General features: G+C 35.6%; 11 protein-coding genes. 7 read left to right on the top strand and 4 right to left on the bottom strand.

The genetic code is table 11. The features are described 5' to 3' along the window. Positions 1 to 67 precede the first annotated feature (67 nt). The 3 genes from HYY69_05360 to HYY69_05350 form a co-directional block, all read right to left on the bottom strand. On the bottom strand, positions 68 to 3,235 hold the full coding sequence (locus HYY69_05360; protein MBI3032880.1) for a PKD domain-containing protein: 3,168 nt from the start codon (positions 3,233 to 3,235) through the stop codon (positions 68 to 70). A 98-nt stretch (positions 3,236 to 3,333) separates the two neighbouring features. Further along, entirely contained in the window at positions 3,334 to 4,458 is a 1,125-nt protein-coding gene (locus HYY69_05355) for a hypothetical protein (protein MBI3032879.1), read from the bottom strand. A 14-nt stretch (positions 4,459 to 4,472) separates the two neighbouring features. Then, on the bottom strand, positions 4,473 to 5,720 hold the full coding sequence (locus HYY69_05350; GenBank protein MBI3032878.1) for a hypothetical protein: 1,248 nt from the start codon (positions 5,718 to 5,720) through the stop codon (positions 4,473 to 4,475). Positions 5,721 to 5,888: 168 nt separating this feature from the next. Between HYY69_05350 and HYY69_05345 the strand changes: the two genes are divergently transcribed. The 7 genes from HYY69_05345 to HYY69_05315 all read left to right on the top strand — a co-directional run bounded on the left by HYY69_05345 (position 5,889) and on the right by HYY69_05315 (position 12,233). Then, on the top strand, positions 5,889 to 6,029 hold the full coding sequence (locus HYY69_05345; protein MBI3032877.1) for a hypothetical protein: 141 nt from the start codon (positions 5,889 to 5,891) through the stop codon (positions 6,027 to 6,029). A gap of 85 nt (positions 6,030 to 6,114) precedes the next feature. Further along, on the top strand, positions 6,115 to 6,426 hold the full coding sequence (locus HYY69_05340; GenBank protein ID MBI3032876.1) for a UPF0175 family protein: 312 nt from the start codon (positions 6,115 to 6,117) through the stop codon (positions 6,424 to 6,426). Continuing rightward, entirely contained in the window at positions 6,411 to 6,887 is a 477-nt protein-coding gene (locus tag HYY69_05335) for a DUF3368 domain-containing protein (protein ID MBI3032875.1), read from the top strand. Before HYY69_05340 ends, HYY69_05335 begins: the two co-directional genes overlap by 16 nt. Positions 6,888 to 6,932: 45 nt before the next feature. Beyond that, the gene (locus HYY69_05330) at positions 6,933 to 8,042 is read left to right on the top strand and encodes an NAD(P)/FAD-dependent oxidoreductase (protein ID MBI3032874.1); all 1,110 of its coding nucleotides are present in this window, start codon (positions 6,933 to 6,935) and stop codon (positions 8,040 to 8,042) included. A gap of 83 nt (positions 8,043 to 8,125) precedes the next feature. Next, positions 8,126 to 11,191: a hypothetical protein gene (locus HYY69_05325; protein ID MBI3032873.1), complete on the top strand. Its 3,066-nt coding sequence runs from the start codon at positions 8,126 to 8,128 to the stop codon at positions 11,189 to 11,191. Positions 11,192 to 11,202: 11 nt separating this feature from the next. Next, positions 11,203 to 11,895: a glycosyltransferase family 2 protein gene (locus tag HYY69_05320; GenBank protein ID MBI3032872.1), complete on the top strand. Its 693-nt coding sequence runs from the start codon at positions 11,203 to 11,205 to the stop codon at positions 11,893 to 11,895. Then, positions 11,892 to 12,233 (top strand): DUF2304 domain-containing protein, encoded by a 342-nt coding sequence (locus HYY69_05315; protein MBI3032871.1) that lies wholly within the window; start codon positions 11,892 to 11,894, stop codon positions 12,231 to 12,233. Before HYY69_05320 ends, HYY69_05315 begins: the two co-directional genes overlap by 4 nt. Before the next feature lies 1 nt (position 12,234). On the opposite strand, the gene HYY69_05310 is transcribed toward HYY69_05315, so the two are convergent. Then, positions 12,235 to 14,205, bottom strand: a complete 1,971-nt coding sequence (locus HYY69_05310; GenBank protein ID MBI3032870.1) for a hypothetical protein — start codon at positions 14,203 to 14,205, stop codon at positions 12,235 to 12,237. Positions 14,206 to 14,241: the final 36 nt, after the last annotated feature.

Raw genomic sequence — 14,241 nt, 5'->3', positions numbered from 1 at the left:
CCATTGTGCAGTGGAAAAGCACCTCTATTTATAAATATTGTGCTTTCATTTATAAATAGTAGTGAATTTACTGGCATTTTTCTACGACTAAACGCCTATGGATGATTCTTGCTAAATCATCGTTTCCTGCATATACTCTAATAATATATTCCCCTGGATCTGCATCATCAGGGACATGCAATGGCATGAAGATTGTTTTCTTTTCATTAACTTTAAGATTAAATTCCCCTACATGCCAAAATGCGTTCAAGTCAGTGACATACACTGTTGTTTTTAGATCTTCTAAAGGATCTTCCCTAATATTCTGCAAAGTAAGCAATAATTCTGCATCTTCGCCAGGGCAGTAAAATTCACCATTTAATAAGTCTGCTTGAATTAATTCCAAGGCTTCTCTTGGCTCTTCTTCTGGAGCTGATTTATGTTGAATTTTGATATCTGCCAAATCATTACAAGTTGTACCATCAGCTGTTGTTACCTTTAATCCAACATGATAGTTGCCTGCTAGTGCATATTGATGCTTGAAATTTTTATTAGTTTCTGCTGAGCCATCGCCTAAATCCCATGCACAGGTAAAGCTTGTACCTTTTGGCTGTACATTACTGTTTTCACATGAGAATTCAACCGTTGCAGGTTCAACAGTTTGTTGCTGAACAACATCAAGTATTGCAGTACATAGTTGTTTTTCAGGTTCTGTTGGAACAGTAACATCAACTTCAGCAACTTCATTTAATGGATAAGCGCATGCAGCTTTAGCGTCAGCTAAAAATAATTCTACGTGATAATCACCTACTGCTGCATCCTGCAACGTGAATGTACATTGATCTGATACTTTTTGATCATTAACTTCCCATGTGCAGGTAATAGGTGCATCACCTTGAGCATCTGTTACCTCAACTGCAGTAAAAGTAATATCATCTCCAACTTTGATTACTTTTGGCGTGTAATCAATCTTACCAACAGGACAGGAATTTGGTTCTTCAACAACAACGACTTGCCGTGAATCTGCATAGGCGCATGCTTCGTTATTTTCATCCACTTGATCAGTTATTAATTGCATAGCTACCGTAAATTGACCAACTTGATCAAATGTTTCAGTTAAAGTACATCCATTTGCACCAGCACCTAGTTTGAATTCACCATTAACTTGCCAAAGACAAGAGCTTGGTTTATCTTCTGGTTTTTGATCTGGATCGAAAAATTGAGCAACAAATTCCTGTGTTGCACCTTTAGTCAAGAAAAGAGGATTCTCTTCTGGAAATATCGGCGCTACTGGACATAAGTTGCCAGGCTCAATAACAATATCAATGAATTCTTCATCTACTAAATTCTGTGGATAAAGACATTCAAGTTCTCCATCTGAAAGATACAATTCAACATGTAATTGTGTTTCATCGGTTACCGTGTATTCGAATGTACATTCATTTGAAGCTATTTTATCATTAACTTCCCATGTGCAGGTAACACTTTCGTCTGCTAACTCATCATCATTGATATTAACAGCAGTAAAGGTCATAGTATCTCCTTTCTTTGGCTTTTCAGGAGTAAATTGAATATTTCCTGTTGGACAAAGATTAGCTGGCGGTTGTTTTTCATTGACTGAGATAACTGCTGTTGCGCTTTGTTCACATGCGTTTCCAGCAGCATCTTTTTTGTTATCAGTAACCGTAACGGTGACTGCGCTTTGACCAACAGTATTAAACTGGGCGGTAAATGTACATACGCCATTCACTGCCTGATTAGTAAAAACAACCTGGTTATCTACTTCCCATGTACAACTAACTTGATCGTTTTGTGGATCATCAGTAAGAGCAGTAAAGGTTACTGAGTCGCCTTCGACAACCGTTGTAACTTTTGGGAATATTTCCACGACTGGACACTGATTTTTCTCAACAGGAATGTCTTCTTCGTCTGCTAAATTCAAAGGATAAGCACATTCATCACTACCATCTGAAAGATATAATTCTACGTGCAAATCATTCTGGTCTGGCACCGTGTATTGGAATGAACATTGATTTGAGACAACAACATTATTAATTTCCCAGGTACAGGCAACTGGTGCATCACCTTCTGCGTCAACGACATTAATTGCATTGAAGTTAATAACATCGCCTTGTTCTGGATTTTTAATATCATATTCTATTTGACCCGTTGGACAGCTGTTTGGAGCTTCGTTTGCTTTGAATGTTTTAGTTAATGATTTTGCACAATCGTTTCCATCATTATCTTTTTTACCATCGCTCGCAGTTGCCTTAACACTGTGATCTCCTGCTGTGGTGAAGGTGAAATCAAATGTACAGGTTGAAACTCCTGGAACTACAGCGCCATCAACTTCCCAAGTACATGAAACAGCATCACCATCAGCGTCATTAAATAATGCTGAGAAGGTTACTGGTTCACCGACTGTAGCTTGATTTGGGTTCATAACAATATCATTAACAACAGGACATTCATTAGGAGGAACGCCTTCTTCAATTTTAATAAAAATCCTATCGGTAGTTGTTCGTTGTTTGTCGTGTTGAGCTAAATCATCTCCACCATCAAGTGTTTTAACTAAAAGAACATACATGCCAGCCTCATCAAAATCAGGAGTCCATTGTAATTCTTTTTTATTATTGCCCTGATCTATGCCGGAAATGAGCATACCAACCTGCTCTTTTTTTTCATCAAAGGTATTATCATTATTACTATCCTTGATTAACTTATCCAGTGTTATGAGTAATGGAATCGCATTAAATCCAATAACAAAAGGATCTTCTGGAATATTAAGAAGTTCTGGATTATTAACACCATGATGTGCCTGAACATCAGGATCTTTTACTGTACTACCACCATATTTACCTTCAAGATTGATAACTAAGGTTTCCCCTTCTTTACCGACAAAAGGATCTTGCAACTTTCCAGTTCCTTTGTTGCTTGTTGCTAAAACATAAGGGTCATAATTATTAGGATCACAAAGATTACCTAAATCGTCATTATCAATATCTTGATCTACTCCAGCAAAAGTATCAACATTTTTATCTGTTGGATTTTTGATAAATGGACATAAATCATTACCGTCATCGATTAAATCAGAATCTTTATCTTGGCCATTGTTTGATTTATCATTTAAATTATTAAATCCATAGAAATTGTTAGGATTACTATTATCAAATGGCGGAGCTGCGAATGCGCTTGCGATGGTACTGAGAACTAATAAAAATGCCAAAAGTGTTCCAAAGAGTTGTTTTTGTTTCATGTGTTTTTACCTCGTGATTGTAATTCTTGTTTCTTCTTAACACATCTTTGTTTCTTAACACTCTCTAAACACCTCAAAATCTTACCTTGCGATCATAATTATTTTACACAACCACCTACACCAACACCAACTTCATGATTAGTCCAATTTCTTTCTGCTTGACTACCTGCCTCTGGTTTAAAGTTATGGTTATTTCCACGATAAAATGCTAATACGTATAAGCAACCTTTGTCGCCTTGTAATAATTCAAGCGTTAGTTTTGCGTCAACATCATACAACAAACCTGTTGGTTTAACTGAAACACCATCTCCGTACGATGCATCTATGTTATCTAAGCCACGCAAACCATAAAGACCGGCAACTGCCTCAAACAATACTGGATTTAATCTAAGACGCGCACCAAATTTCATTCCATCCAATGTTGAGGCTTTTGTATTATCAAAGTACCACATCTTTGGACTCCAACCAATCAATAACCCAAGATAGTCTCCTCGTCCTAGTTCACCACTAAAATTAATACCAAAATATCCTCCAAGTACTGCGTCTAAACTATAATTTGTTGCACTCTTTTCTTCGGGAAAAGAATCACCTGTATCTGAATTAATTTTTGATCCTGAGTAATCACGAAATGAGAATCGAGCATTACCTTCAAACAAAAATGGTCCAGTAAAAACGTTTCCATTCCATCCAGGAACAAATCTAAGTTTAGCACCGAGATTATGTTCAGTTCCTTCCAATGATCCAGATTCTCCACCATCTTTACCTTCTGGAGAAATATTTACATGAACTGATTTATATAAATAATATAAACCAACTTGTGTAAGAAGATATGATGTAACTAATCGTAAATCAGCACCTGCACCAAACGCCCATCCCATTCCTGCTCGAGAAGACTCCAAATTACCAGTCCTAACATCTTCATAATTTTTAAAGTCTCCACCTATTAAAGCATAAAGAGCAAGAATAGGTTCATTGCCTGAAGTATCGGGAGGCGGAAGAGGTTTTCCTCGTCCTACTTCAACAGTTAAATGTTCACTTGTATCATATTCTCGACATTTTTCTTGATCATGACATCCTGCTGGAGGTTCTGCTCTTGCTGATTGAGTATCAACTGCATACGCTGTAACTGGAGCTGCAGCTAATGTTGTTGCTTCCATTACACGAGCTATTTTTCCTGCTCCATACCAATTTCTGATTGCACTCACAATATCATCTAAAACCATTTTCGAAAACCTCGTTATTTGACATCTGTCTGGCATTGTGTAGTTACTCCAACACCACATTGATCTAAAGGAGTTGAAGTTGGATCAACTGATTGTGGTTTACATAATAGACTTGTTGTATCCAAGACGATTCTATCTTGCGCTGCATAGTCGAATGATTTATTTGAATAATTAGCATTTGGAATGGTTACTGCTGTTGCTGGAGAAGTAGTTGGCTCTCCATTTGAATTGAAATTATATTTATGGTAAAAGTGATTATTATAAAATCTTAAAGCTCCGCCTTTTAATGCTGCAATTAATTTACCTTTGATTCCTGCACGGACATTACTGTCATTAATTTTATCTATATTTACTTTTGATGCAAAATCTTTTCCATTTGCAGTGTATCTATCTCCCTGAACAGAATAACCTACTTTTACATTAACGCCATTTACATCTCTGGTTTCACTCTTTTCTCTCAAATTATCATACAATCTTACTTCATCTACCCTCTTACTAATTGCGTTATCAATAGCATCAGTATACTCCATCATAAATTTTGCTGCTAGTTGTGAATATAAGTTATCTGCAGAATCTGCAGTTAAAGCTTCAATTCCTTTGATTGTTTTACCTCGTAACACTGCATTAAAGATATCATCAATTATATTTTGACGACTAGGACGTGGATATTCTTTCCAAATAGTATAAGGACATCCTTCCGGAGGTGCTTTTGGTTTTTCTGGCTCTTTAGGTTTACCTGGCGGACCTTGAACATAACAAATAATTGTTGCTGGATCTTCCTCTACTGTAGCTTTTGAAAATTCTGGATCTTTATCTGAATGAGTTACAACACGAATATGAATATTTCTTTTATCATCTGTTAATGCAGCTTTAGCGTCATCATAATTACTTTCACCTTGTGTCATAACTCTCTCCGTTAAACCTGGAACTATGCTGCTTGCAGGACCTGGTACAGGACTTGGAACATCTCTAGTTGATTGTGGGGAATCTTTTGCTCTGTTACAAGATTCTGGTAAAGTAACATTTTCGACGTAAAGTTTGCCATCTGATCCTCTGTAATAAGTTATAGTACCCCCTACACTTTTAATTGCAGTGTCGAGTGTTTTTAAAGCTGGAGCCAATGGATTGTTTTCTAAATTTAAATTAGAAGAACCAGGAGAATCCTCATCTAACCATTGACCTACTTTGTTACATCCAGGAGCAACCGCTAGCGTCGATGCTGCAAACAATGATGTAACAAGACCAGTTAATGACCTACCCATATGTTGTTCACCTATTGGATACCATTATTATATGTAGTATAGTTATTACAACTATAAAGTGACAGTATTATAAAGGGTAAAATCATAGGGGATATTTAAAGCTTTTGATTTTGTTGCCACTTTATAATGAGTATATATTATAATGGTGAGTGAGAGGTGGTATTTAAAGTGATTGATGGCAAAAACGGCTCTGTCCCGAATCTCGGCTTACGTCTCGGTTTTGGTGCCGTGATTATCCCACTTGTTGATAAGAAGGAAAAAATTCCCATTGGAATTCCCTTTTTTCTCGATTATTTATTCTTAAGATAATCACAAGCATGGCACCAAAAACTTCATTCGGGACAGAGCCGCAAAAACAAAAAACATATATATTACATTGTATTACAATGAATACATGGGTGAAGTCTTAACAACAAGGTTATCAGAGAGTTTTGTGAATGACCTGCAAGAGATTGCAAAAGCAGAACATTTAGAGAAATCTGAAGTAGTGAGAAGATTATTAGCAGAAGCTATAAAACAATGGAGATTGAAAAAAGCTTTAGAACAATACCAAACAGGGATATTCTCATTAGAACAAGCTTCTGTGTTTGCTGGCATTTCACCGTGGGAATTCTTTGATGTATTAAAGCAGTATAAAATCTCAATTAATTACGATGTAGATGAATTGGAAAAAGATCTTAAGTTGATTGCATGGAAGAAGCAGTAAGCAACACAACGGCGTTAATACTTCTTAGTAAAATTAATAAGCTCGATTTACTCAAAAAGAAATACCAAACAGTGTTTATTCCTTCAATAGTTCTCGAGGAGCTTACTTCGTCACAAAAATACATCATCAATACACAATATATCACCCGAGAAATAAATACGTTCCTTATAGTCTCAAACCCTCAAGAAATACTCACCTCAAACCTCGGCGCAGGAGAAAATACTGCATTAAGTTTAGCTCTTGAGAAAAAAATGTGCTTTCTCACTGATGATAAAAAAGCGAGAACCTATGCGAGGTTACATAACATCCCTGTTTTAGGCACGTTAGGAATTATTTTTTGGAATGTACAACAAAAATATATAACAAAAAAACAAGGTAAAGAATATATCGAGCAATTAGTGCAACAAGGATATTATTTATCTCCTGAACTTTATTTGAAAATAATACAGGAACTTTCATAAAAAACCATATTAATTAAATAATACTTCTTAATAACCATAGTTACTATGCACACTGTGGCTATTATCGGAGCTGGACCTTGCGGGAATTATCTTGGGTATTTACTTGCAAAAAATGGCCATGCAGTCACCATTTATGAAGAAAACATCGATATTGGCAAGCCGATACAATGCACTGGCATACTAACTTCATCTATTAAAAACCATCTTACGTTGAGTGATGAATTTGTTGTCAATCAAATGAATTATGTTGAAGTGTTTTCTCAACATAATTATTTCAAAGCAAAATGTGATGATATTATCGTTGATCGAACTTTGTTCGATCAACATATTGGCAATCTTGCAAAACAACAAGGCGCTGTTATTAAAACAGGCCATAAATTTCTTAGTGTTAACAACGGAAAACTTGAGTTTAAAGTTCATGGAAAGATTATTACTGAAACTGGATTCACCCATCTGATTGGAGCTGATGGACCTAATAGTCCTGTGTCAAAATTAATTGGCAATAAACAACCGCAATTTTATTTAGGAAAACAAGGGCTTGCCCGAGGGCGCTTTCAGAAAGATCTTTTTCAAGTTTTTTTAGGCAATGATATTGCGCCTAAATTTTTTGGTTGGAGTGTCCCTGAAAATGAGGAGTTTTCCAGGATAGGAATTGCCACTTTAGAAAACCCAGGAAAATATTTTGATATGCTTTTACAACGAATGAAGGTTGATAAAAAAGATATTGTTGAATTCCAGGGAGGATTAATACCCATCTATGATCCAAACGTGAAATTAACTTGTTTTGATGCTGTTCATAAGCTTCATCTTGCTGTTGTCGGAGATGCTGCGCTCCAGGTTAAAGCAACAACTGGCGGAGGCATTATCCCTGGCATGGAAGCTGCTGCTGGTTTAGCGCGAGCATTACATAATAATACTTGCTATGAAAACGAGATTAAAAATGTAACAAGAGAATTGAAACTGCATTTACTCATTAGAAAGATGCTGGATAAATTTGATAATAAAGATTATGATACTCTAGTAAAATTATTGAATCAAGAGCGATTAAAACAAGATCTGCTCACTATAACTCGAGACAATGCAAAGAAATTAGCAATAAAACTTCTCTTAAAAGAACCTCGACTAGCGTTGTTTGCAAGGAAATTACTTTTTTAGAAGTACGTAATAAGTCTTCTTAGGTTTTGGCAACTTTTATAAAGGAAACTATATGCCAATTGCTGAAAGAAGGTGTTATCATTATGAGCAATCATTTACCATCAGATAAGCATGCTCCACAACCTATTTCAGAGCCACATCACCAAGAACAAAAAGAGCAAAAACTTGCAAGCCAGCAGGTTTGGCAATGGATTAAAAAACATTATTTTATTCTTCTCTTGCTCATCCCTATAGTGATGAGCATTTATCTTAGGACTATGCCTGCTTATTTACCTCTCACTGATATACGGGCTGAAGAAAATGTGCTTTTGGGACTTAAAGGACAAGTTTCAAATGCTGTTGAGGCGCAATATCCTAACTTGCCCCAACAAAATAAAGATGAATTGATCAAAAAACAACATGATGAATACCTTAAAGAGCATAAGGAGGAGATTTATCAAGTTATTGATCAGCAATCAAAGAGCTATAAAGATTTCTATCAAGATGCTACAGGACATACCTATCTTTTTGAACTTGATCCTTGGCATTGGTATAGGCTAGCAAAAAACTACCTTGACCATGGTTATGAAGGAGATTTAGAATACAACGGAAGATATTATGATACTTATATTTATGCGGGTCTGCCTTTAGATAAAAGGAGCAGCTCGCCTAAGAAAATAGGAACATTTCATGTTTTGATGATTATTGTTTTCTATAAAATCGCTTCATTCTTTAATCCTTCTGTTGCATTAACAACTGTTGCCTTTTATGTCCCTATGATTTTTGGCGCATTGTTTATTATACCTGCATTTTTTATCGGAAGAAAATTTGCCGGCAATATTGGCGGATTTTTTGCCGCACTCCTGCTTTCGATCCACAAAGCTCTTATTTTAAGAACCTCTGCCGGATTTTCAGATACTGATGGTTATAGTATATTTTTCCCCCTCATGATCATTTGGCTGTTCATAGAAGCGTGGGATGCTGAAAAAAAATTAGCAAAAATACTTCTTAGCGCAGGAGCCGGGCTTCTTGTCGGAGTATACAGCTATGCATGGTCTGGCTGGTGGAATATTTTCTATTTTATTATTGCTGCTGTCTTAATAACCTTGCTGTATATTCTTGTCTGCCATTTCAGCCAATGCTTTGCATTGGCTGAGACTATTAAGAAAAGTTACAATCTTATCAAAATGCAGCTATTAGTGCTTTTTGTATTTATTGCAGGTGGAATATTTAGTGTAAGCATGTCTATGGGTTTTTCAAAAATAGCCGCTACCTTCTTAAATCTCGTTTTAGCACCACTTAATTTTGTTCGTTTTAAAGCTGTAGCAACCTCTACCTTATGGCCTAATGTCTTTACCACCGTCGCAGAACAAAACAGTTCTTCTATTTCAGAAGCTATTTCATTAACCGGCGGACCTATTTTATTCTTTCTTGCAATTACGGGTGTTTTATTATATCTTGCTTTAAGTCATAAGAGTTATAAAGATTACTCACCGATGATTGTATTGAGTTATCTATGGATGTTTTTGCTCTTTTGGTTAAACAAATATTTCACCAGCAAAGTTTTGTTTTATATCTTATTTCTCTCAGTGCCTCTTATTTGTATTTCTTTACTTTATAAAACATATAAAACATTTTTGCATGAAAATCCATTCACCATCATACTTTTGTTGTGGTTGAATCTGACGATAATCAATGGCGCTTATTTTGATAATGTTATTTATTATATTATTTTGTTAACTATTCCTTTTATCCTGCAGATGGCATTTGGAGCATGGCATAATCAACAAGCCAGCAGCCATATTATTTATACAAGCCTTTTAATTATGTGGTTGTTTGCTACATTTTATGCTTCTATCAAAGGCGTGCGCTTTACCTTATTACTTGTTGTGCCGTTAGTGCTTTGTTTTGGCATTGCGCTTTATACTCTTTATAACCTCCTCGTGCCTGTATTGAAAAATATGCTTTTCATTCCAAATATTATTAGCAAAATAGCGCTGATTATTTTATTCCTGCTCCTTTTGATACAACCATTTAAAGAAGGTTATACTATGTCCATAAATATGATCCCCAGCATTAATGATCAGTGGTATAATCTGTTAGTAGATCTCAGAGAAAAATCTGCTCCTGATGCAATCATTAATTCATGGTGGGATATGGGACATTGGTTTAAAGCGATTGGCAACAGGGCAACGACACTTGACGGCGGCAATCAGAATTCTCCGCAAGCGCATTGGTTAGGAAAATTATTGCTCACTGATAATGAATATGAAAGCATGGGAATACTACGTATGTTAGATTGCGGAGCAAATACTGCGTTTAATGAATCACAGAGTATGTTTAATTTAGATCAAGTAAAAACCAAGAATGTCATTGACCATATTATTTTATTGTCAAAAAGCGAGGCAAAAAACTATCTGCTTCAGCAAGGCTTATCTCAAGAACAATCTGAACATATTCTCCAATATACTCATTGCCAACCACCAGAAGATTATCTCGTTGTAAGCTGGGATATGATTGGAAAAGCAGGAGTATGGGCGCATTTTGGCAGCTGGAATTTTTCACGCGCTCAAGTAATTTATTTAGCGAATAAGAATATGAAAGAAGAAGCTATAACCTTTATGCAGGAAGATATGAAGCTTACGAAAGAACAAGCTGAGGAAACCTATGCGCAAATAAAACCGTATGGTTCAGGAGATAAAGCCAATACCTGGATTGCTCCTTGGCCAAGTTATAGATCTGATAAAGTCCCTTGCATCAAAAGAGAAAAAGATATTATTTGTGAAAACGGGTTACTTGTTAACTTCACTGAAAACCAATTTTACGCACCTACTCCTGATGGCGGTAAATTATTTCCTCTCGTAGGTTCATTCATAGATGCTACGGGTAAGTATACTGTTCAAAATATGGAAGACTCAAATAAAACACTCTTACGAACTACTGACGGTCAGCCGTTTGGCGCATCGCTATTTATTGATGAAAATGGCAAGTATTATACCGTGCTTATGGATCCCGTTTTGGCAAAAAGCATGTTTAATAGAATGTTTTATTTCAGCAATCAGGATCTTGCCTGCTTTGATCTATTTCAATTTTCTGGAATTACTTCACAACAAAAGATTGCAATATGGAAGGTTGATTGGGATTGCAGTCAAAAAAATACCAGTAATTGAGATGATATAGGATGATCAGGAAGAAAAACCAGTCTTTATTGCCGTCATCTGTATGGGTTGTCATTCCTGCATATAATGAGGCTGAGAGAATAAAGCATGTGCTTGAGAAAACAAAGCTGTTTACTCAACATATCATTGTTGTAAATGATGGCTCAAAAGATGCTACCAGCAGTGTTGCTCGGGAAGCAGGAGTGCTTGTTCTTGACCAGATGATTAATTTAGGCAAAGGAGCTGCCTTACGGACAGGATGCGACTATGCGTTACAAAAAAATGCAAAGGTTTTGGTAGTTATGGATGCTGATGGACAGCACCAACCTGAAGATATTCCACGCCTTATAAAAATTCTTGAAGAGAAAAAACAGGATATTGTTTTCAGCTATAGAAAACTTAATAAAACCATGCCCTTAATCTTGAAATTTGGCAATAATGTTATGAGTCTGCTCATTAACTGGCTGTATAATGTCAATCTTAAAGACAGCCAATCAGGATTTAGATGTTTTACTGCAGAAGCTTATAAAAAAATCAGATGGCATGCATCTGATTATAGTATGGAATCTGAAATGATTGCAAGGGTTGGCAAAAACAACCTCAGCTATGCTGAGATTCCGATTCAAACAATATATTTAGATAAATATAAAGGCACTACCATCATCGATGGCATCAAAGTAGTGCTTTATATTTTGTGGTGGAGATTATCAAGATGATTTTAGGAGTTCAAATTATTGGGATTTTATTTGGTTTGTTTATGACTTATTTAACCCTTCTTTATTATCGCAAAGGCGACTATAAGTTTGGTGATTTTGCAGTGTGGTTAGTTGTCTGGATTAGTTTTATTTTAGTGATGCTTTTTCCCCAAGGACTCTATGGCATTATGGGACAATTAAAGATTAAAAGAACTGTTGACTTTATCATTATGTGCGGATTTTTATTTTTCTCTGTTGTTATTTTTTATTTATATGCTTTAGTAAGAAAAAACCAGCGGAAAATAGAACACCTTGTTCGAAAGCAAGCATTTGATAAAGCAAATGAAGAATATAAATAATTTATTGTATCTTAAATATAAATGGCAAGCCGTCCTTGCCTTGATATTCTAGAATGATTTGATCAGGGATTGACATCAATTCATTCAATACTTTTTGCGTTTCATTTAAACCATGCACATAGATGCAACTATATCCCAGTACAAGATAATCAAAGTTATTCTCTACAAGAAGATTACGGAGATCACCTGCCTGCAAATCTTTAAAATAAGAATCTTTGCTGAGTATTGTTCTTTTCCAAGCAGCAATTGAGGCATTGTTCCAGGTAAACTGTTTGTCATAAGTTAATGGCTTCATCGCTGAATCACACAAGGGAAAAACATTTTTATGACTGCCAATATTGTCTTTCATCCAATTATAACCATTAATTTGTTCGAAAGAAGAGAACTGAGCGTTAAATGGCCACATAGAAGTGTTAATTGAATAGCGCTGCAACCCTGAAGTATGCCAAATTCCAAAAACTAAGAGGATAATGATGATCACTTGAAAAGGTTTTATTTTATTGAGAACAACAGCAAAAAAACCTTGCTTTAGATAATGATGAAGATCATGCTCCAAACATCTTATTATTTCTAAAATAAACACTATTGCTTCAGCACCAAGGAGAGCCACAGGAATTGAAAAAAGCATCCAAAATCTGAACGTGAATAATGCAACTGGAAATACTGTTCCACCGTATAAACCCATCACGGTAAAAATAAACCACAGTACTGTAACTAGTTTCCAGTATTGTTCTTTTTGTATGAGACTCCTCCATTTGACGATAAAAACAATTAATGCTATAACCACAAGTATAAAAACAACAATTCCAATACCAACAGAGTTGTTAATCAAACCTGCTTTTTCTGCTATAAAAAAATCATTGAAAGTATATTTTCTTGTCGCGCCACCTAACGCGCCAATAACACCTTTGTCAACAAATTTTGAACTTACTTCTGCTCCACAAGAACCCTGCGTCAAACCCAAACACATAAATTTACTCTTGTATTTTAAGAGCATTGGCCCCCACCATACAAGAAATGATACCAAAAAACCACCAAATGAGCTTAGAAGAATATATTTATGCCATGATCGTTCTAACAAAGCCCTTGCCAGCCAGTATAAACCGATCATAACTATAATTTTTATAGGCTGATCTGGCTGCACAAGAAAAATACCTACGACTAATAATAAGGAGACATACCACCACTGATGATTGGTCCGAGTTTTTTCAAAGCTATACAACAGAGGAAATATATTGATGATAATAAGAACGTGCGCCCAAATAAAATGAGTAAGATATGAAGGCAACATTGCTAAAATAAATGTTGACCATAAAGCTTTTTCATCACTTCTGGTGAATTCCCTGACAAAAAAGAATAATGAAATAAACCCAAGCGCAATCAATAATGCATTAAAAAATTTTAATGTCCAAATCATGTTGCTGCTTATTTGATGAAGCAGTGACATCAGCACATCATACGCAACTGGATACGCATCTAAATATTGAAAAGCATTTTCTCCGGTAACTGGTTCAAGGGCAGTTCTGTACTCAGAGATATAACTTACCCCCATTGCATGAATCCATGGATCATCATCTTCGAGCCATGGATAAGAAAATGCACCTTTATGATTTGTGTAGAACGAAAATCCTGCAATGAGAATAACCAGAAAAACATAGAGATGATATTTTGTCAATTTTTTATATCTTTCTTTGAGATTGAATTGAGGCGATATATTCGTGTTTTGCTTCAAATGTTGAAAGAAACTATACACCGGCACTATAAGCCCTACACCAAGAAAAATCCACCAGCTCAAGGGAATTCTCAGCATAGTAAATATTGTTGCAATGATGGGAAATACACCCAGACCAATGCCTAAATTCATCAAAATATCTTCAAGTGATAACGAAGAACGCTTCAAAAAGAAAGTAACTGAATATCCAAAACAATAGATCATGATAAAAAAGACTAATATTGCATCAATACTCATCATAGAATTATGAGATTTTCAATGATTTATATAGTTTAT

This window comes from Candidatus Woesearchaeota archaeon, assembly GCA_016192995.1.
GTDB lineage: Archaea > Nanobdellota > Nanobdellia > Woesearchaeales > DSVV01 > JACPTB01.
This window is presented reverse-complemented; position numbering and strand designations above follow the sequence as displayed.